This is a genomic window from Pseudomonas sp. St316 (assembly GCF_018325905.1).
In the GTDB taxonomy this organism is placed as follows: Bacteria; Pseudomonadota; Gammaproteobacteria; order Pseudomonadales; family Pseudomonadaceae; genus Aquipseudomonas.
This window is the reverse complement of sequence record NZ_AP021901.1, coordinates 6719096-6739493: the sequence shown is the minus strand read 5'-3', so window position 1 is coordinate 6739493 and position 20398 is coordinate 6719096. Positions and strand designations below refer to the sequence as shown.

The 20398-nt window shown below is 62.0% G+C and carries 15 protein-coding genes and 1 pseudogene; 7 read left to right on the top strand and 9 right to left on the bottom strand.

All coding sequences use genetic code 11. The features are described 5' to 3' along the window. Window positions 1-145: 145 nt before the first annotated feature. Genes KI237_RS30095 through KI237_RS30060 form a run of 8 tightly spaced genes read right to left on the bottom strand, consistent with a single transcriptional unit; the run spans window position 146 to window position 9149 of the window. Complete coding sequence (locus KI237_RS30095) at window positions 146-1276, bottom strand: glycosyltransferase family 4 protein (protein ID WP_212798244.1); 1131 nt, start codon at window positions 1274-1276, stop codon at window positions 146-148. Beyond that, window positions 1277-2407: a glycosyltransferase family 4 protein gene (locus KI237_RS30090; RefSeq protein ID WP_212798243.1), complete on the bottom strand. Its 1131-nt coding sequence runs from the start codon at window positions 2405-2407 to the stop codon at window positions 1277-1279. Next, entirely contained in the window at window positions 2398-3765 is a 1368-nt protein-coding gene (locus KI237_RS30085; RefSeq protein ID WP_212798242.1) for a glycosyltransferase family 4 protein, read from the bottom strand. The genes KI237_RS30090 and KI237_RS30085 overlap by 10 nt, the downstream gene beginning before the upstream one ends. Beyond that, window positions 3762-5027: an ABC transporter ATP-binding protein gene (locus KI237_RS30080; protein ID WP_212798241.1), complete on the bottom strand. Its 1266-nt coding sequence runs from the start codon at window positions 5025-5027 to the stop codon at window positions 3762-3764. The genes KI237_RS30085 and KI237_RS30080 overlap by 4 nt, the downstream gene beginning before the upstream one ends. After that, on the bottom strand, window positions 5027-5824 hold the full coding sequence (locus tag KI237_RS30075; protein WP_212798240.1) for an ABC transporter permease: 798 nt from the start codon (window positions 5822-5824) through the stop codon (window positions 5027-5029). The genes KI237_RS30080 and KI237_RS30075 overlap by 1 nt, the downstream gene beginning before the upstream one ends. After that, a complete protein-coding gene (locus KI237_RS30070; protein WP_212798239.1) occupies window positions 5824-7266 on the bottom strand; it encodes a mannose-1-phosphate guanylyltransferase/mannose-6-phosphate isomerase in 1443 nt (480 codons plus the stop codon). The genes KI237_RS30075 and KI237_RS30070 overlap by 1 nt, the downstream gene beginning before the upstream one ends. 3 nt (window positions 7267-7269) lie before the next feature. Continuing rightward, entirely contained in the window at window positions 7270-8238 is a 969-nt protein-coding gene (gmd, locus tag KI237_RS30065; RefSeq protein WP_212798238.1) for a GDP-mannose 4,6-dehydratase, read from the bottom strand. Continuing rightward, window positions 8235-9149 carry a GDP-mannose 4,6-dehydratase gene (locus KI237_RS30060; RefSeq protein ID WP_212798237.1) on the bottom strand — a complete coding sequence of 305 codons (915 nt, stop codon included), beginning with the start codon at window positions 9147-9149 and terminating at the stop codon, window positions 8235-8237. Before KI237_RS30060 ends, gmd begins: the two co-directional genes overlap by 4 nt. A gap of 426 nt (window positions 9150-9575) precedes the next feature. Here KI237_RS30060 and KI237_RS30055 point away from each other — a divergent pair, with 426 nt between their 5' ends. The 7 genes and pseudogenes from KI237_RS30055 to KI237_RS30025 all read left to right on the top strand — a co-directional run bounded on the left by KI237_RS30055 (window position 9576) and on the right by KI237_RS30025 (window position 18744). Further along, the gene (locus tag KI237_RS30055; protein WP_212798236.1) at window positions 9576-11204 is read left to right on the top strand and encodes a glycosyltransferase; all 1629 of its coding nucleotides are present in this window, start codon (window positions 9576-9578) and stop codon (window positions 11202-11204) included. After that, window positions 11198-12490: a glycosyltransferase gene (locus KI237_RS30050; RefSeq protein ID WP_212798235.1), complete on the top strand. Its 1293-nt coding sequence runs from the start codon at window positions 11198-11200 to the stop codon at window positions 12488-12490. The genes KI237_RS30055 and KI237_RS30050 overlap by 7 nt, the downstream gene beginning before the upstream one ends. Then, the gene (locus KI237_RS30045; RefSeq protein WP_249410677.1) at window positions 12487-13359 is read left to right on the top strand and encodes a class I SAM-dependent methyltransferase; all 873 of its coding nucleotides are present in this window, start codon (window positions 12487-12489) and stop codon (window positions 13357-13359) included. Before KI237_RS30050 ends, KI237_RS30045 begins: the two co-directional genes overlap by 4 nt. After that, window positions 13356-14509 (top strand): annotated as a pseudogene (locus KI237_RS30040) (acyltransferase family protein). The gene KI237_RS30045 and the pseudogene KI237_RS30040 overlap by 4 nt, the downstream one beginning before the upstream one ends. Further along, the gene (locus tag KI237_RS30035) at window positions 14503-15315 is read left to right on the top strand and encodes a class I SAM-dependent methyltransferase (RefSeq protein ID WP_212798234.1); all 813 of its coding nucleotides are present in this window, start codon (window positions 14503-14505) and stop codon (window positions 15313-15315) included. The pseudogene KI237_RS30040 and the gene KI237_RS30035 overlap by 7 nt, the downstream one beginning before the upstream one ends. A gap of 98 nt (window positions 15316-15413) precedes the next feature. Further along, window positions 15414-16607: a DUF3142 domain-containing protein gene (locus tag KI237_RS30030; protein WP_212798233.1), complete on the top strand. Its 1194-nt coding sequence runs from the start codon at window positions 15414-15416 to the stop codon at window positions 16605-16607. Continuing rightward, window positions 16594-18744 carry a hypothetical protein gene (locus tag KI237_RS30025; RefSeq protein ID WP_212798232.1) on the top strand — a complete coding sequence of 717 codons (2151 nt, stop codon included), beginning with the start codon at window positions 16594-16596 and terminating at the stop codon, window positions 18742-18744. The genes KI237_RS30030 and KI237_RS30025 overlap by 14 nt, the downstream gene beginning before the upstream one ends. Window positions 18745-18945: 201 nt before the next feature. Here KI237_RS30025 and lpdA read toward each other — a convergent pair whose 3' ends face one another. Next, a complete protein-coding gene (gene lpdA, locus KI237_RS30020; RefSeq protein WP_212798231.1) occupies window positions 18946-20346 on the bottom strand; it encodes a dihydrolipoyl dehydrogenase in 1401 nt (466 codons plus the stop codon). Window positions 20347-20398: the final 52 nt, after the last annotated feature.

Genomic DNA, 20398 nt, shown 5'->3' with positions numbered 1-20398 from the left:
TATCTGCACTGTGGGAGCAAGGCTTGCCCGTGATGAAGGCACTGCGGTCTTTCAGAGATCGAGGCGTCTATTTCGCGAGCAAGCTTTGCTCCCACACAGCAGATAGGTCCTCCACCACAGCGAATACATCGCTCCAGTAGTAGGCCTATGCATAAGAAAGCGCCTTTTCCTCCAGCAGTTCCTCGTATAGCCGCACCCACTTGCGGCCCATCTCTTCAGACGTGAACAACTGTCGGTAACGGGCTTCGGCCCTGGTGCCCATCGCCTGGGCTTGTGCCGGGTTTTCCCACAGGGTGCGCATCGCCTCGCGAAAAGCTTCGGGGTTGCTCGGTGGTACCACCAGGCCGGTTTCTTCGTGGATATTGATGTAGCTGGTGCCGGTGCCGATTTCGCTGGAGATCATCGGCTTGCCGAACATTGCGCCTTCAAGCAACGAGATACCAAAGGCTTCGGAGCGCAAGTGCGAAGGGAAGACGATGGCGTAACTCAGCTCCAGCAGCGCGACCTTGTCTTCATCCCCCAGGCGTCCGAGGAAATGCAGGTTGCGCAGGCCCAGTGCCTCGGCCTGGGTGTGCAGTTGTCTTTCCAGCGGGCCGGCACCCACGATGACCACGGGGTAATCCACGCCTTTGAGGGCGTCGAGCAGAATGTGCAGGCCTTTGTAGTAACGCATCACCCCCACGAACAAAAAGAAACGCTCGCCCAGTTTTGCCTTCCACCCCGCCATGCGCTCGGCGTCAGGCTGTGGATAACTGGACTTGTTCAGGCCGTAGGCGATGATCCGGGTCTTGGCGGGGTATTCCTTGAGCACATCGCTGGTATGAACATAGTTCGGCGACGCCGCGACGATGCGCTCGGCGCCGTCGAGAAAGCGCCGCATCAAGGGACGGTAAAGCTTGAGCAGGTGCCGCTGGCGAACGATGTCTGAATGGTAGGTCACGACGTAGGGTTTTTTCAGGGAGGTGAAAAAATGCACCAGGTCCATGAACGGCCAGGGGAAGTGGTAGTTGATCACGTCCGCTTCGGCGGCCAGCTCACGGAATTTCTTGAACACGCTATAGGAGAAGCCGGTGGACGCCAGTTGGAAGTCCATTCGCGCCTGATGAACGACATGCTGTCGGATCTTGATCGGCCCAGGCGCCGGCTGCGTGCTCAGGGTCAACACGGTGTTATCGATACCCAACCGGTCAGTGCTGTCGCACAGCTGGAAGATGACCTGTTCGATGCCGCCCATGGAGTCTGGCAAATAGGTTTTGTAAAAGTGCAGGACTCGCATTCAACCTCCCAAGACCTGGCGATACGCTTGAGCGGTGACCTTTGCACAGCGTTCCCAGGAAAAAAGCGCCGCTTGTTGCAGCCCCGCTTCGCGACACGTTTGCCAGTGCAGGCGATCTTCCATCAATCGGACCATGGCTTCGCGCATGCCTTGCGCATCGTCCGGCGCGCAGTAGTTACCGGCGGGCCCCGCCACCTCGGGCATCGCCGAGCAGCGGGTGGTAATCACCGGTGTGCCACTGGCCATGGCTTCAAGCACCGGCAGGCCAAAGCCTTCGTAATAGGACGGGAAAATCAGTGCCCGTGCCCCCGCCAATAGCTGGGCGACCTGTTCGTCAGGCAGGTAACCCGCCAGACAAACATGACCGCCAGCCAGGGCGCCTTTCAACTCATCATTGAGCTGTGCCTGTTGCCATCCGCTCATTCCTACGATGAACAAAGGAAAGGTCTGACGTACGGATTCAGGAAGCCCGGCGTGGGCGCGCAGGGCCAGTGACAGGTTCTTGCGCGGTTCCAGGGTACCGACACACAGGAAATAACGACCCGCCTCCAGGCCATGGGCCTTGAGTACGGCGTCGATGGCTTCGGGTTCACGCGGGTGGAAACGCGCTGATGCCCCCAACGGCGCGACCCGCAGACGCTCGGCGGGGAGGCCGAAATACTGCTGGGTTTCATCGGCGATGAACTGCGAGTCGGTCAGAATCAGCTGTGCCTGTTCCACCGCGCGACTGAGCCGTCGCTCGATTTCCTTCAGGCGTGCCGGTGGTTGCGTTTCGGGGTAACGCAGGTGCGTGAGGTCATGGAGGGTGATCACCGTCGGCCCTTCAAAGGCCAGCGGCCAAAGGCTGGGTTCGTGATACAGGTCGATGGCCTTTGAACGGCCTTGGTCGAAACGTTTCTGCTCCAGCCAGCGCCGCGCCTGATAGGCGCCCGGAACCCGTCGCAGCAAGGGGCTTAGCTTTGAATAACCCGGCTTGGCTGTTTGCGGTAATTGCGAACTCCAGCCCCAGCCGTGAAACAGTGACAACTGTACATCCGGCTCCCGGGCCAAGGCGCTAGCGAGTTCCGCGACGTAGTGGCCGATGCCAGTGCGTGGCGCCTGGAGGATGCGCGCGTTGAGGGCTATCCGCATGCTGTTTCCCTGTCGACTATGACTTCGTCGACGTGTCGCTCGATGCGCTCCACCAGTTGCGCACTGGCCTGGCGCCAACTCAGCCATTGCCAGTGCTCCAGGTTGCGCTTGGCCGGGAATACCCCAGTATGTTCCATGTCGATGACCAGGTTCGCCAGGCTTTGAGGATCGTCGAGATCGAAATAGGCCATGAAGTCTGCGCCGATTTCCCGAAACACTTCGATATCGCTGCCCATTGCCGGCAAGCCGCGTTGCATGGCCTCCACCAACGGTAAGCCGAAGCCCTCCACGTAGGACGGGAACACCAGCGCAGTGGAGTGTCGATAGGCATGTTCCAGGCTTTGGTCCGCCAGATTGTTGAACATGAACAAGCGGCTATTGAGGTGTGGATGACGCTCGATGCGTTCGATCAGCGCCTCGCACTTCCAGCCGATTTTCCCGACGATGCACAGCCGTGCCTTGGAGCCGGCGGCCCAGGCCCGCTCGAATGCATCGAGCAGATAAGCATGGTTCTTGCGCGGTTCGATGGTGCTGACCATCAGGAACACCGGTTCAGGGCGCTTGAACAACCGTAGCAACTTCGAGTCGACGGCGTGGGCGGCGTTGATCTGGTCCAGTTCGCTGCCCAGGTGGAAATAGTCGAACCAGCGTTTCTGCACTTGCTGCTCGCCAATGCGCCGGACCATTTCCTGGCGCAACTGGTCACGGATAGTGGCGGAGATGGCGATGTAGCCATCGGCGGTGCGGGCAATCCAGTCGAACCAATGGTTGAACACCTTGACCAGCCCGGCGTCGCAGAATTGCGGATGGGACAGGGGAATCAGGTCGTAGACCACCGAGATGATCCCGACGCCATCGCGCTTGAGCCGTTCGGCCAAGGGGAAGATATCCGAGTGCCAGGATGAATCGAGCAAGACCAGCTGATCGCCGGCCCGATGCTCCAGCGGTACGCAACGTTGCGGCAGTTCCTGGCCGTTGAGGGCGCGATCGAACAAGCGTATCGGTATGCTCAAGGAGCCGAAGGCGAACAGTCGGCAGCCAACATACAGGAGGCGACGGGCCCACAATGATCGGCTGAAAGGCCATTGCCGTGCCAGCGTCCGGTGCCAGAACCAGAACCGGTTGGCCATCTGTTCCCAGCGGATCCGCAGGCTGACCAGATCCAATTTATGGGTCGACAGCGGTGCCAGGCTCTTGGCCTCGTACAATTTGCCCTGCAGCATGACCACGGGAATGCATTCACGCTCGCCATCCTTGGCCGGCAGTTCGCGGATCACATTGCGCACGACGCGCTGGATACCGGAATTGATTTCCGGGTGTTCGAACACGTAGGTGCACTCCACCAACAGACGGCTCATGGCAACTCCTTTTGCGGCTGCGCCTCGACGGCAGGCTGGCTCGAACGCCGTATGCAGGTCTCGGCCTGGAGCCAGGAACAGCCGACGAAATCTTCCTGGCGATTATTGATCACGTGAAACACCAACCCGTAGTCGCGCCATTCGAAATTACGGTCCAGGTGCGAGTCCAGCCGCGACAGGCTGAGCGCAACGGAGTAATTGCCCTTGCCCAGGCGCATGTCGAAGCTGAAGCGGAAGGTGATTTGTTCACCGGCCTTGAGGTCGGTCACGGCTTTGTCCTGGCGATGGGTGTTGATGCCGTACATGGGCTGGCCAAGACGGTCCTTGATCAGGAAGCCCAGCACCAGCCGCTCGATGTCCTGGCGGACTTCAACCCGCACTTGCAACACCATCGGCTGGCCGATTTCGGCTACTTCCACCGATTGCCCCTGACTGTTAAGCAGTTGCACATCGATGATGCCGGCTTCGCCGGTGCCGGAAATCGTGCGCACCTGGCCGTTGGCGAGCATTTCCTGGCGGACCACCTGGCCTTCGCGCTGGGCCAGCATTGCGTTGTAGTAATCCATCACTTCTTCGGGCTTGCCGCGCATGGCCATGCGCCCGTGTTCAAGCAGGATGGCGGTGTCGCAGATCGACTGGATCGCCGAGCGATCATGAGACACGATCAGCAGCGTGGTGCCGGCCTTGCGGAAGCTGCGGATGCGCTCGAAGCTCTTGTGCTGGAAGTAGGCGTCGCCCACTGACAGCGCCTCGTCGACGATCAGGATGTCCGGGCGCCGGGCGGTGGCGACGCTGAACGCCAGGCGCATCTGCATGCCGCTGGAATAGGTGCGCACCGGCTGGTCGATGGCTTCACCGATTTCGGCAAACCCCTCGATCTCGGGCATCAAGGCTTCGATTTCCTCCACCTGCATACCCAGCAACTGACCGGCCATGAACGCGTTCTGGCGGCCGGTGAAGTCCGGATGAAAGCCCATGCCCAATTCCAGCAACGCGGCGACGCGGCCTTGCAACTGGATGTGCCCGCAGGTGGGTTGGGTGGTGCCGGTGATCATCTTGAGCAACGTGCTTTTGCCGGCACCGTTGACCCCGACGATGCCGACGGCTTCCCCGGGCTGGATCTCGAAATCCACTCCTTGCAGGATCCAGTGCAATTGATGACGCGGGCGGGAAAAGGGGATCAACCATTCGAACAGCCGGCTCCAGCGGTTCGGATACTGCTTGTAGGCCTTGCCCAGGCCGCTGACGCGCAAATGTCCCATCAGAGTTCGTCCACCATTTCACCGCCACGCCGTCGAAACATGCGCAAGCCCAAGGTGCATAACAGCAGGCCGACCACCAGCAACGGCACCAGCGAGCTCCACACCGGCCATTGGTTATAGAGAAACAGGTTCTGGTAGCTCTGCATCAGGGCGGTCATGGGATTGCAGGCGAGCAGTTGCTGGATCGGCGGCGGCAGGATCGTCATCGGGTACACGATCGGCGTGAGCCAGAACCAGAATTGCAGGCAAATGCCGAACAACTGCCCGACATCACGGAAAAACACATTGAGAATCCCCAGCAGCATGCCCAACCCGGCGGCGAACATCACTTGCAGGGCCAGCAACGGCACCAAGGCCAGCAAAGCCATGCCCGGCCAGCGCCCGGTAATCAACAGGAAACCGAGAAACAACCCGAGGATGATCGCGAAGTTGATCCCGGCGTTGAACAGCACGATCACCGGCAGGCAGATCCGGGGGAAGCTGATTTTCTTCAGCAGGTTGGCGTTTTCCAGGAACATGCCCTGGCTGCGGGTGGTGATTTCCGCGAACAACCCCCAGGTCAGCAGCCCGGCGCAGAGGTAGACGCTGTAGGCCATGCCGTCTTCCACCCCGGGCAGGCGGGCACGCATGATGTGGGAAAAAATTACCGTGTAGACGAGGATCATCGACAACGGATTGAGCACCGTCCACAACGCGCCGAACAACGAGTTGCGATACCGTGCCTGGAACTCGCGCTTGACGCTGCCAAGGACGAAGCCGCGGTAGCTCCACAGTGTGCGTTGCAAGGCCAGCAGCATCAGACGGCCCTGCCATAGTGATCTTCGAAACGGACGATGTCGTCTTCCCCCAGGTATTCGCCGCTCTGGACCTCGATGATGACCAGGTCGATGACTCCGGGATTCTCCAGGCGGTGCTTGTGGCCGGCCGGGATAAAAGTCGATTCGTTCTTGGCGACCAGGTGCGAACCCGAGCCGTTGTTGGTGACCTTGGCCATGCCTTCGACCACCACCCAGTGTTCGTTGCGGTGATGGTGCATTTGCAGCGACAGCGACGCGCCAGGCTTGACCACGATGCGCTTGATCTTGAAGCGTGGACCTTCTTCGAGCACGGTATAACTGCCCCATGGGCGGCTGACCGTACGGTGCAGGCGATAGGCTTCGTGCTCCTTGTCCTTGAGTTGCCGGGCAACGCGGCGCACATCCTGGGCGCGGTCGGCATGGGCCACCAGTACGGCATCGGCGGTGTCGATGATGATCAGGTTTTCCACGCCCAGGGCAGCCACCAGGCGGCCGTCGCTCTGGACGAAGTTGTTCTGGCTGTCGATAAACAGGGCCTCGCCAGTGGCGCGGTTGTTTTGCGCATCGGCCGGTACCAGGTCGGCAACGGCGCTCCAGGAACCGATATCGCTCCAGTCGAATGCGGCCGGAATCACCACGACATTGGCGGAACGCTCCATCAGGGCATAGTCGATGGAGATGTCTGGCATTTCGGCGAAATGCGCTGCGGACAATTCCTGCTGCACACAACCTGAGGTCTCCACCGCCGTGCTGGCCGCGACACAGGCGCGCGCCTGTTCCAGCAGCTCGGGGGCGTGGGCTTGCAGCTCTGCCAGCAGGGTCTTGACCGAGAAGCAGAACATCCCCGAGTTCCACAGGAAGCGGCCGCTTTCCAGGTATTGCGTGGCGGTCTGCAGGTCGGGTTTTTCCACGAAGCGTACGACCTTGGCCGCGCCCTTGGTATCCAGGGGCTTGCCCCGTTCGATATAGCCGAAGCCGGTTTCCGGCGCCGAGGGCAGTATGCCGAAGGTTACCAGGTGGCCGTTTTTAGCCAGTTCGACCGCGTGTTCCACGCAGGCCTTGAAGGCCGCCTCGTCCTGGATCAGGTGGTCGGCAGGCATGACCACCAGGATCGCGTCGTCACCATGCTGGGCCTGCACCGCGAGGGTGGCCGTGGCAATGGCCGGCGCGGTGTTGCGACCTGTCGGTTCGAGCACGAAATGACCGCGATAACGCTCCAGGTGGGCGCTTTGATAATGGTCGCGGCTCTGGAAGTAATACTCGCGATTGGTAACGGTGACGATGTCGCCACGGCCGTCGAACAACCCTGCGGCACGTCGATAGGTCTTGCCCAGCAGCGACTGGCCGTCGGGCAAGAGCATGAAGGGCTTGGGATGGCCCTCGCGGGACACCGGCCACAATCTCGTCCCGGCACCGCCGGAGAGAATTACGGGAATGAGCATGGCCTACTCCTTGGCAACGCGTTTCATGTCCGCATCCATCATCATGCGGATCAGGGTGTCGAGGTCGGTCCTGGGCTTCCAGCCCAAGACCCGTTGTGCCTTGGCCGGGTTGCCGAGCAACACCTCGACTTCGGCCGGGCGGAAAAACGCCGGGTCGATCTTGACGAAGTCACGGTAGTCCAGGCCCACGTGGTCGAAGGCAATCCTGCACATCTCGCGCACGGTGGTGGTGACGCCGGTGGCCACCACGTAATCGTCGGGCTTGTCCTGTTGCAGCATCAGCCACATGGCCTCGACGTAATCGCCGGCAAAGCCCCAGTCGCGCTTGGCGTCGATATTGCCCAGGCGTAATTCCTGCTGCTTGCCCTGCTTGATGCGCGCAGCGGCGTCGGTGACCTTGCGGGTCACGAACTCAATGCCACGCAGCGGTGATTCGTGGTTGAACAGGATGCCGCTGCTGGCATGCAGGCCGAAGCTTTCCCGGTAGTTGACGGTGATCCAGTGGCCGTACAGTTTCGCCACGCCATAGGGGCTGCGTGGATAAAACGGGGTGTGTTCGTCCTGTTGCTCGGCCTGGATCAGGCCGAACATCTCGCTGGTGGATGCTTGGTAGAAGCGCGTATGCACGCTGAACTGGCGAATGGCTTCGAGCAGGTGGGTGACCCCCAGTCCATCGACGATGCCGGTGGTCACCGGTTGGTCCCAGGAAGCCGCGACGAAACTCTGCGCGGCCAGGTTGTACACCTCGTCCGGCGTCGACTTGATCACGGCCCGTTGCACCGAGCAGGCATCGGCCATGTCACCGTCCAGGTAAACGATGTCCTGTTCGATGCCCATCTCTCGCAGCCGCCAGCGCGAGTCGCTGCTTCGTCGCGCCACCAGGCCGTGGACTCTGTAACCCTTGTCGAGCAGCAACTTGGCCAGATACGCGCCGTCCTGGCCGGTGATCCCTGTGATCAGTGCACTTTTCATTCTTGTTGTACCCGTATCTCCCAGTCGGACAGGATCGCCCGCAAGGATTGTTGTGTTGTTGTTTCAGGCGTCCATCCGGTGGCCTGTCGTAGCTTGGCTGGGCTACCACAGACGCGACGCTGTTCTGCGCGACGAAGACGCGCAGGGTCCTGGATCAGTTGCACGTCGACCTGGGCGATATCGCCCAGTTGTTCGATCAGGCTGCGAATGCTCTGCTCGCGGCCCGAGCAGATGTTGTAGACCTGCCCCGGCATGCCTTTGTCGAGCAGGGCCAGGTAGGCCGAAATCACATCGCCGACATCAAGGAAGTCGCGCGTCACGTCGATGTCGCCCACCTGTAGCCGGGCCGGTTGCAGGCCCAGCTTGATCCGGCTGATTTGCCGGGCGGCGCTGGCAATGACGAAGCTGTCCTTCTGACCGGGCCCGATGTGATTGAACGGGCGGGCCACCAGCACCGGCCAGCCTTCGCTCATGCCCCATTGCAGGCTCAGCAGTTCGGCCGACAGCTTGCTCACGGCATACGGGTTGCGCGGGGCGGGCGGTTGCAGTTCGGTGATTGGCAGTTGGTCTTCGCTGACCTGGCCATAGACATCACCGGAGCTGACATACAGGAACGTTCCGGTGAAACCCCGGGCCTTGAGGGCCTGGAGCAGGTTCAAGGTGCCCAGCAGGTTGATGTGCAGGGTACGCGCCGGATCGCGAAAGGCTTCAGGGACAAAGGTCTGTCCCGCCAGGTGGATCACGGCGTCGGGAACCTCGGGCCAAAGGCCTTCCAGGGTCTTGGCATCCGTCAGGTCGTAGCGGGCAGCAACAGGCATCACCTGCCACGCCGAATCATGACCGTTCAGTCGAGATTTGATGTGACGTCCCACGAAACCGCTGAGGCCTGTAACGAACAGACGTTTTTTCAAGCACCAGCCCCCTTTGCGGTTGCTTCGTCTAGTGCGAACTGAGTGGGAAATTTCCGTAAGATCGGGGAAAAATCACTCAACGTTCAGCCTGGAGAAGCGTTTGTTGTAGTTGTTTGGTTGCCAATCTGTGCCAATTTTGCAGCAATTTCAACAGCGCGCACCGTGACCGGTCAGTTCTCATATTTATAGCCGGTTTATTCTCGCCAGGCGGTTCACGAACCCTTGGCGGATGTGTTTAGAATGCCCTCGTCACGCTGCCCATGGCGCCGATCTTCGGGTCGAACCCCAGGGGCCTGGCCACAAAAAAACAAGAACGAGACGGGTAGCAAGACGAACGACGAGCGGCGCCCCCTGGGCCGGCTCTGTGCGTGACTCGACCGTCATCAAGTGGGGCTGCCGGGATGGCGGCGCGCATGATGGGATGCCATGAATTTCATTCTTTACTCGGACGTAAACGATCACTCCATCAGCCAGAGCCTCGGTCGCCCTGAGTACAGCTATTACTTCGTGCTCAAGGCCTATCGTCCCGTACTGGAAAGCCTGGGGCCGGTGCATGTGGTGTCGTCTGTCGCCGAGGTCGATCCGCTTTATCAAACGTTGCAGCAGGCCGGACAGGACTGTTTGTTCCTATCGTTTTCACCTCCGCACAAGACGCCACTGGACCTGCTTTGTCCGATGGTCTGCGTGGTGGCCTGGGAGTTCGATTCGATCCCGGCCGAGCACTGGGACGACGACCTGCGCCATGACTGGAGCCGCACGCTTGCCCGTCATGGTCGGGTGATTACCCTGTCCAGCCACACGGCCGAGGCGATCCGTCGAACTTTGGGCGAGGACTTCCCGGTGTTGGTATTGCCCACGCCGCTATGGGAGCGTTTCGCGACGGTTCGTGAGCAATACCCAAGCTTGCCGGTGAACCCGGGAACGACCTTGCAGATCAAGGGCTGCATCATCGACAGCCGGCCTCTCGGGCTTTCGGCTGACGGCTTGATCGCGCCGATCATCGAAGAAGCGCCGGAGCCAGAACCGGAGCCAGAACCAATCATCGAGCCGCCGCCCCTGACTTGGCGGCGGCGGGCATTCATTTCCCGCCATTACCTGCGTGAAATGATTCGCGCGTTTACCGGCAAGACCGAGCAGGGCCCTGTGTGGCTGTTCAAGCACAACCTGTTGTGCTGGTATCGCGAAGCGGTCCGCGACCTGGTACCGATGCCTGTACGCGTTGGGGTCAGCAGGGTCCTGAGGGGGCCGGTACCGCCGCAGGTGATCGTCGAGGTCGTTCCAGAGCCTGTTCCAATACCCATTCCAGAGCCCGCCCCGGAACATCCCCAGGCCGTCCTGCCGGACACCAGCCAGGTGGTGGAGACCGACGTCAGCGGGGTGGTGTACGTCAGCGTGTTCAACCCCGATGACGGTCGCAAGAACTGGCACCACTTGATCACTGCATTCTGTTGGGCACTGCGCGACGTCGAGGACGCCACGCTGGTGCTGAAAATGACTCAGAACGACCTGTCGACCTACTACGTCGAGCTGCTGACGCTGCTGTCCCAGCTGTCGCCGTTCAGTTGCCGGGTGGTGGTGATGCACGGTTACCTGGAGGACGAACAATTCGCCCGGCTGTATGGCGCGGCGAGTTTCTACGTCAATGCGTCCCGCTGCGAAGGCCTGTGCCTGCCGTTGATGGAGTTCATGTCCTGCGCCCGCCCGGTCATCGCGCCGGACCACACGGCGATGCGCGACTACATCGACGCCGAGGTGGCCTTCATCGTCAAGTCCAGCCGCGAACCGACCATCTGGCCGGAAGACTCGCGCATCTTGTACCGCACCCTGCGCCATCGGCCCGACTGGGGCTCATTGAAACTCGCCTACCAGCAGAGCTACGCCATGGCCAAACATCAGCCGCAGGCCTACCAGGCCATGGCCGCCGCTGCGAACGAGCGGATGCGCCGCTATTGCGCCTTCACCCCGGTGCAGCAGCGCCTGGCGGACTTCCTGGCGCTGCCCGGCTGTGACGACGGGCTGCCGTTGGTGCTCCAGGCAGGTACCGCCTCATGTTGATCATCATTTATTCGGAAACCAACCAGAGCAACATTCTGGAGAACCTCGGCAAGCCCGAGTACAGCTATTACTTCGTGCTCAAGGAGTTTCGCCCGGTGTTGGAGCGGTTGGGGCGGGTCGTCGAAGTGACCCGGCCGGACGACGAGGTCGATCAGCTGTACACCGATTGCCAGGAGCGTGGCGAAGATTGCGTATTCCTGTCGTTTTCACCCCCTCATCGCACCGCCCCCCACTACGCCTGCCCGACCATTGCAGTGTTCGCCTGGGAATTCAGCACCATTCCTACCGAAAGCTGGCAGGGCGAGCCTCGGCACGACTGGCGGATGGTCCTGGGCGCAACCGGCATGGCGATTACCCACTCCAGCTTCACCGTTAAAACCGTTCGTGAAGTGATGGGAGATGACTTCCCCATCACTGCCATCGCGGCGCCGGTGTGGGACCGCTTTGCGGCGCGCGGCGCGGTGCTGGCCCAGCGACCGACGGTGGATCACATGCGCCTGCAATTGCGTGGCCTGTTGATCGACAGCCGTACCACCGACCTGCGGCCTTATGGCCCGCCAGCGCACCAGGCGGGTACGCCGCTGGTGCTGGACGGCCCGGCGCAGGATTGCGAGTTGCTCCTGGACGGCGTGATCTATACCTCCGTGTTCAACCCTTACGACGGCCGCAAGAACTGGAAGGATATGATCAGCGCGTTTTGCACGACGTTCCGCGACGTTGCCGACGCGACCCTGGTGCTCAAGCTGACGCATCACGATGTCACTGCCGCGCTCACCGACATGCTCCATCACGTCTACAAGAACCAGTCGTACCGCTGCCGCATCGTGCTGATACATGGCTACCTGGCGGATGCGGACTACGAGCGGCTGGTGGAAGCCACCCGGTATGTGGTCAACAGTTCCTATGGCGAAGGGCAGTGCCTGCCGTTGATGGAGTTCATGTCTTGCGGTCGCCCGGCGATTGCGCCGCTGAACACGGCGATGGCCGACTACATCGACCACGACAATGCCTTCGTGGTGGATTCAACCGAGGAGCTGACCGCCTGGCCCCACGACCCGCGTGCCGCGTACCGGACCCTGCGTTATGTCACCGATTGGGACTCGCTGTGTTCGGCCTACCGCGCCAGTTATGACGTGGCCAAAAACGACCCTGAGCGTTACCGCCGCATGTCGGCCCACGCCGTGCGCAGCCTGGAGAAGTTCTGCAGCCAGGCCAACGCCGAGCAGCGTCTACGGGGTTTTTTCGAAGCCATACCTGAGCGGCGTCGGAACGCACAGCAACCATGATCCGCCGATGGCTGGCCGGGCTCAGGCCTGCGGTGGAACCTTCGCTACCGCCGGCGGTGGCCGTTTCGCCCCGTGATGCCGGTCTCTACGACGCGCTGCTCGACGGCTGGTTTCGCAGTGAAACCGGCGAATTGCTCAAAGGCTTCGCCATCACGGCCGACGATACCTTGCTGGATGTCGGCTGCGGCGAAGGCGTGGCGACCCTGTTTGCAATGCGCCAGGGTGCGTCTGTGATCTTTACCGACAGCGAACAGGATAAGGTGCGCGACCTGGCCCGTCAGGTCGAGGCCCAGGCCAGTGCGCCTTTCCTGGGCCTGGTCAGCAACAGCTTGCCGCTGCCCCTGGCCGATGGCTGCGCGAACAAGATTGTCTGCATGGAGGTGCTCGAACATATCCAGGAGCCGGAGCCGTTCATGGCTGAACTGGTGCGCATGGGCCGGCCAGGGGCGCAGTACTTGCTCAGCGTGCCCGCATCGGTGGGCGAGCATTTGCAGCAAGGCATCGCGCCGCCGGGCTACTTCCGAGCGCCCAACCACGTGCAGATTTTCAGTACCGAACGATTTGCCGCGCTGGTGGAGGAGGCGGGACTGGTGATCGAGCACCGCCAGGCCAGCGGATTTTTCTGGGTCATGGGCATGATTTTCTTCTGGGCCAGCGAACAGGCCGCTGGCCGGGACCTCAAGGGGGCCGTGCGCGACCGTATCCAGGCGCCGTATCCCGCGTTGATGGAGCGCTGGGCGAGCCTCTGGCAGGACTTGCTGACGCAACCCGACGGCCTGGCGATCAAGCAGGTGTTGGACCGGTTCATGCCCAAGAGCCAGGTCATCATCGCGCGTAAACCCGATCCTTTCTCCGGGAGCACTTCATGAGCAGCAAGCGGATCATGGACATCGAGTTGCTGCGCGCCGTAGCGGTGATGGGCGTGTTGTTCCACCACCTGCAAGGCATGCCGTTTCCTGGCGGATGGCCGGCCCTGGCAGCCCTGGCCGACAGCTTCCAGCTGTGGTGGGGCGTGGATCTGTTCTTCGCGATATCCGGGTTCGTCATCGGACGCAGCCTGATCCCGCAATTGCGTCGCTGCGACAGCCCTCGGCAATTCTGGGCCGTCACCCGGGAATTCTGGATTCGCCGGGCGTTTCGCCTGTTGCCGTCGGCCTGGCTCTGGCTGCTGCTGGTGCTGCTGGCGGTGTTCTTCCTGAACCGCTCCGGTGCGTTCGGCAGTGTGCAGGCCAACCTGCAGGCGACCCTGGCCGGTTTCCTGCAGTTCGCCAACCTGCGTTTTGCCGATGCGTTCATGCACTATGAATACGGCGCAAGCTTCGTGTACTGGACGCTTTCCTTGGAAGAGCAGTTCTATTTGATCCTGCCGCTGCTGGTGTTCGTCTCGCGCCGCTATCTGGTCTGGGTGCTGTTGGCGGTGGTGCTGGTGCAGTTTTTCACTTGGCGGGCGCTGTGGCTGTCGGTGATCCGTACCGATGCCTTGGCGCTGGGGGTGTTGTTGTCGATCTGGAGCCTACGGTCCAGCTATTGGCGCTTCGAGCCCACGTGGTTGCGCCGCCCGCCCTTGGGGGGCTGTTGGTGGTGGGCCTTGGCAGCGTGATGGCCTGGATCGCGACCGAGCACTTCAATTTGTCGTTCTACCGTCTCGGGGTCATTGCCGTGCTCAGTGCCGTGCTGGTCTGGGTGGCCTCGTATGATCGGGATTACCTGCTGCCTCGCAGCCGTTTTAAAACGGCGCTGACCTGGGTGGGCAGTCGCTCCTATGGGATCTACCTGATCCACATCCCGGTATTTTTCCTGTTGCGCGAGTTGTGGTTTCGTTTCGCGCCCTTGGGCTCGCCAGATCCGGCAAGCCATCCCTGGCTGGCCCTGGCTTGCGCCCTGTCGCTGATCGGGCTGTTGAGCGAACTCAACTACCGCTGGGTCGAAATGCCCATGCGCAATCGTGGCGCCCAACTGGTTGAACGCCTGGCCGCCGCCCGAACCGTCCTTCCTGTCTCTGGAGCCCCGTCATGCTGAGCCTTTTGAAGAAACTCACCACGGGCACGCCCGCGCCCGTCGCGCCGGTCGCCGACAAAGTCGACCCGTATATGCTCGGGCTGCACGATGCGATGCTCAGCGGCTGGTTCAACCAGCAAACCGGCGAACTGTTCACCGGTTTCCCAGTGACGCCTGAAGACACGCTGCTGGACGTGGGGTGCGGCGACGGCGGCAACGTGCATTTTTGTGCGATGCGCGGGGCGAAGATCATCATCGCGGACATCGACGCGGCCAAGGTCGAGGCCACTCGCCAGCGCTTGAGCGACACCCCCGCGCGTGCAGTCGAGTGCCACGTGACCGACTGCAACCCGCTGCCCATTGCCGACGCCACGGCCACCCGGGTGGTGTCCACCGAAGTCATCGAGCATGTGGACGACCCGGCACAGTTCCTCGCCGAACTGGTACGGGTCGGCCAGCCCGGTGCGCTGTACCTGTTGAGCGTGCCGCACCCCAGCTCCGAAGACCTGCAAAAGGACATCGCCGCGCCAGAGTACTTTCGCAAACCCAACCACATTCGCGTCATCAGCGAAGAGCAGTTCAAGGCGATGGTCAGTGAGGCGGGGCTTACGGTGTTGAGCCACAGCCAATACGGTTTCTACTGGTCGATGTGGATGCTGTTGTTCTGGGAGGCCAAGGTGGATTTCAGCAACGCCGACCACCCGTTGCTCAATCATTGGGCCGACACCTGGCAAGCCGTGCTGAACTCGCCCCGTGGCGCGCAGATCAAGCAGGCGCTGGATGCGGTGGTGGCCAAGAGTCAGGTGATTATTGCGCGTAAGCCTTGATGGGCGGTTAAAGAACCCAACCCTGTGGGAGCGAGCTTGCTCGCTCCCACCTGTGCACGGCGGTAATCTGCACATCTTTTTCGGGGTGATAAGGCTTCATGATTGTTCTTTTCCGGCTATCCCTGGCCCTCACCATGTTGCTTTTGGGGGGCTGCGAACAGCCTCCAACCCCGGCCCTCGATCAACAGGTCTATATCTGGCAGCGTCAGTGGACGCCCGCCCATGAGTCGGCGCTGCGCCAAAGCCAGGCGGACTTCTCCAGCCTGCGGGTCCTGGCGCTGCAGGCTTTTCCCGGAGCGGGCTGGAGCCGTGCGCGGATCGATCCGGCGATGCTCAAGGCGGACGGTCGTCCGCTGATCGCCGTGATTCGCCTGGACGGCCAGCTCAAGGCCTTGGACCAGGACGAGGTGATCGCGCACATCCAGCAAGTGCTGAGTGATTGGCAGGCCCAAGGCTTGGCGCCGATAGGGATAGAAATCGACCACGATGCCGGCAATGCACGGTTGCCGGCCTATGGGAAATTTCTCGGCCAACTGCGGCATGTGCTGCCCGCCAACCTGCGGCTAAGCATCACGGCGCTGCCGGCCTGGCTCGACAGCCCGGCACTGCCGGGGCTGCTGGAAACGGTGGACAGCAGCGTGCTGCAGGTCCACGCGGTGAGCGATCCGCGGCAGGGATTGTTCGATCCGAAACAGGCCCGGCACTGGGCGCAACGTTGGAGCGAGGTCACCCAGAGGCCATTTTATCTGGCCCTGCCGGCCTACGGCGTGGCGCTGCTGACCCAGGAGAGTGGCGCGCCGGTGGTGGAAAGCGAAGTGCCGATCGATCGTGGTGGCGAGCGGCGGGAGTTGCTGGCCGATCCGCAACAAGTGGCCGGGCTTGCGGCAAATTTGCGTGCCGATCCGCCGAAACATCTCGCTGGGTTGATCTGGTTTCGCCTGCCGCTGGCCGGCGACCGACGAGCGTGGAGCCTGACCACGCTCGGCGCCGTCGCCCGGGGAGATAACCTGGACAGTCGCCTGGCGTTGCAGTGGGGAGAGCAGGGTGGTTTGTACGATATCCGCCTGGTTAACCAGGGCAACCTGGACAGCCCCTGGCCCCAGCGCCTGACGCTTGCCGTGGGCGCGTGTGACGGCGTCGATGCCTTGGCTGGTTATACGTTGCAACAAACCCCCGGACTGCTTACCTTCACCCGCATTCAGGAAGGCCGCTTGGCTGCTGGCAGCCAACGGGCAATCGGCTGGGCGCGCTGTACGAAAATTGATCAAGGAGGTTTCAATGTTTACCCGTAAGTGGCCTCGTCATTTGCTGTGCCTGAGCCTTTGCCTGCCGCTGGGCCCGGTGCTGGCTTGCGGGCCGGATTTCCCGATGCGCCTGCTGGATAACCGTGCCCAGTCGCTGGCCGAATTGCCCGAAGGCAGCTTTCGCTTCGAGGTCAGCCGCCTCGGCCAGGCGATTGCCGGGCTCAAGCCGGCTACCGAGGCGACGCGCAACCCGGACTACAGCTATGACGACCCGTCCTCTTACGTTGAACAACGCACCAAGGCCGAGCAGCTTGGCCTGACCCCACCGCAGCAAGCGGTGGTGGAGCGCCTGCGGACCCTGACCGATGTCGACCAGGTGGCAGCCGAAGCGGCCAACCTGCCCGATGAGCTGCGTCTGTATGCCATTGGCGCGGCGGCTTTCAACATCGGTGAGCATCAGCGCGCCGTGGAAGCGTTCCAGCAGTTGCTGGCGTTACCGGCCGACCAACGGCGGTTGCGCAGCACCTGGGCCGCGTACTCCCTGGGGCGGGCATTGTTCGCCGTGAGCACCGAGGCCGGCAGCGGTGACCCTGTGGTCTTGCAGGACCAGGCGCGGGCTGCGTTTCGCCAGGCCCGGGAAATGAGTGTTGCCGGCTTCAGCGATCCGCTGGAGCTGGGTATCGCCAGCCTTGGCGAAGAAGCCCGGGTGGCCTACACCGCTGACGACTGGGACAGTGCCATCGGCCTGTATGCGATCCAGAACCTGCAAGGGTCTGCGGTCGGCTACAGCTCGTTGCTGCAATTGGCCGGTGATTTGAGCGTCCAGCCGGATGAACGCTTGAACGAGCTGCTCAAGACTAAGGCGGTGCAGCGATTGGTCACCGCCTACCTGCTCAGCCGCGTCGGCTGGTGGGACGGTGAAGAACCCGCTGGCGAGAAAAGGCTGTTCGAACGGTTGCAAGCCAATGCCCGGGACAACCTGGACGATGCCGACCGTTTGGCGGCGGTGAGTTACCAGCACGGCGATTACGCCAACGCCCAGGCGTTTGTGCAAAAGGCTTCCGACACCGGCCTGGCCTGGTGGGTGCGTGCCAAGCTGGCCTTGCGCGACGGCGACAAGGTGGCCGCGGCCGCGGCTTATGCCAAGGCCGCCCAAGCCTTTCCGAACGATGAGTCCTGGGGCTCCCGGCGCACAGCGGATTGGAATTACGAGTCGGTGCAGCCCAAGTGCCGGGTCGAAGGGGAAAGCGCGATCCTGGCCTTGCAACGAGGTGATTACCTGCAAGCCTTCGATCAGCTCTATCGCGGCCAGAGCAACTATTGGTACGACGCGGCCGCAGTGGCCGAGCGTGTGCTCACGGTGGATGAGCTCAAGCAGTACGTCGACGCCCAAGTCCCGGCGCCACCGGCGTTGAGCCAGGAGGATCGGGACAACTACGTGCCGCTGCCGGTGGCCGCGAGCCTGCGCAATCTGCTGGGTCGTCGCTTGCTGAGGGAAGGGCGCTTTGATGAAGCGCCGGCTTATTTCGATAACGCGGACCTGCAGAACAAGGCCCGCACCTATGGGCAATTGCGCCAGGACGCGCAGTCCAAATGGTGGCCAACCCGGCGGGCCGAGGCCTATTTCAATGCGTCCTTGTTGGCGCGTAAATGGGGCATGGAACTGCTGGGCTATGAGATGGCGCCGGATTACGCCAGCCTGGGAGGCAGCTACAGCCTGGAACCGGTCGCGCTGAACGTCGGGCCGCTGGTGGCCGAAGGCGAAGTGCAACGCCAGCAGGCCAGCGCGGCGCAGCCGGATGTGCGTTATCACTATCGCTTTGTCGCCACGGCGCTGGCGAGCCAGGCAGCGGATCATTTGCCGCATACCAGCCAGGCATTTGCGGCGGTGCTGTGCAAAGCGGTGGGGTACAACTCCAGTCTTGAGGAGCAAAGCGCGCTGTATCAACGCTATGTGAAGGAAGGTCCGTATGTGGATTGGGCCGGGGATTTCGGTCATCAATGCCAGGAACCGGACTTCGATAACGCGAACAAACGCTACGTGACCCAGGCCCTGGACCCGATTCGTTCGACGCTGCGCCCCTACAAGGTTTGGCTGCAAGTGGGCGGTGCCGTGCTGGTGGTGGCCGTGGCGTTGGGATTGATCAGTCGGCGCCGGCGCAAGGCGCGGATGTCGACCTCCTGAGATGCAGAACCCATTGTGGGAGCGAGCTTGCTCGCGATGAGGCCATCACAGATGCCTTTGTAGCGCCTGCAATGGCGCCATCGCGAGCAAGCTCGCTCCCACAGGGGCGCAAGATGAATCCCCTCGCCACAATGAATCGGGCACGCCTTAAGTGAACAGCATTGCCACAGGGGCGGGTGTTATCGCCAGTGGGGCATCTCCCTACATCTGTGTCGCCATCCCCTCCACATTCATTGCCGCCTGGCGCAACGCCTCCGAGCGGGTAGGGTGGGGGTGGCAGGTCAGGGCGATGTCCTCGGCCGAGGCGCTGAACTCCATGGCCACGCAGTATTCCCCGATCATCTCACCGACGCTCGGGCCTACCAGGTGCACGCCAAGGATTTCATCGGTACGTTCATCGGCCAGGACTTTAGCGAACCCTTCGGTCTCGTGGTTGATCTTGGCCCGGCTGTTGGCGGTGAAGGGGAACTTGCCGACTTTGTAGGCACGGCCTTCGGCCTTGAGTTGTTCTTCGGTCTTGCCGACGCTGGCCAGTTCCGGACGGGTGTAGATGACGCTGGGGATCAGCGCATAGTTGACCTCGGCGGCTTTGCCGGCGATCTGTTCGATGCAAACCATGGCTTCGTCTTCGGCCTTATGGGCCAGCATCGGTCCGGACGTCACATCACCGATGACCCAGACGCCGGGCGCTTCGGTCCGGTGATGCTGGTTGACGAGCATGCCGCGCTTGTCAGGACTCAGCCCGACGTTCTCCAGCCCCAATCCTTGCGTGTAAGGCCGACGGCCGATGGCGACCAGCACGTAATCGGCGTCCAGGGTTTGTGCTTCGCCGCCCGCCGCCGGCTCTATCTGCAGCTGCACGCCGCTGGCCGAGGGAATGGCTCCGGTGACCTTCGAACTCAACTTGAACTGGATGCCCTGTTTACTCAGGGCCCGCTGCAGGGTCTTGCCGGCTTCGCCGTCCACCCCTGGGCAGATGCGATCGAGGTATTCCACCACGGTCACCTGGGCCCCCAGGCGCCGCCAGACCGAGCCCAGTTCGAGGCCGATGACGCCAGCGCCGATCACCACCAGATGTCGGGGCACCTCACTCAGGGACAAGGCGCCGGTGGAGTCGAGGATGCGCTGGTTATCGATGGTCACGCCTGGCAGGGGCATGGGTTGCGAGCCGGTGGCGATGACGATGTCCTTGGCGCTGAGTTCGGTCTTGGCGCCATCGTCGCCGGTGACGGTCACCTTGCCCGGTCCGTCGATGTGGCCCCAGCCTTTGATCCAGTCGACCTTGTTCTTGCGAAACAGAAATTCGATGCCCTTGGTCAGGCCGGCTACGCTTTCGTCCTTTTGCTTCATCATTTGCGCAAGGTTGAGGGTGGGGCTGACTTCAATGCCCAGGTTGGCGAACTCCGTTCCCGTGGCGGCTTCGTACAGCTCCGAGGCATGCAGCAATGCCTTGGAGGGCATGCAGCCGACGTTCAGACAGGTGCCACCCAGGGTGGCTCGGCCTTCGACACAGGCGGCTTTGAGCCCCAACTGCCCGGCCCGAATCGCCGCGTTATACCCGCCGGGCCCGCCGCCCAAAATGACCACGTCGTAGTTGCTCATCGCTGTTCTCCCGCTTGGCCTGATAAAAAATTATGTTCGTAATATGAGCGTT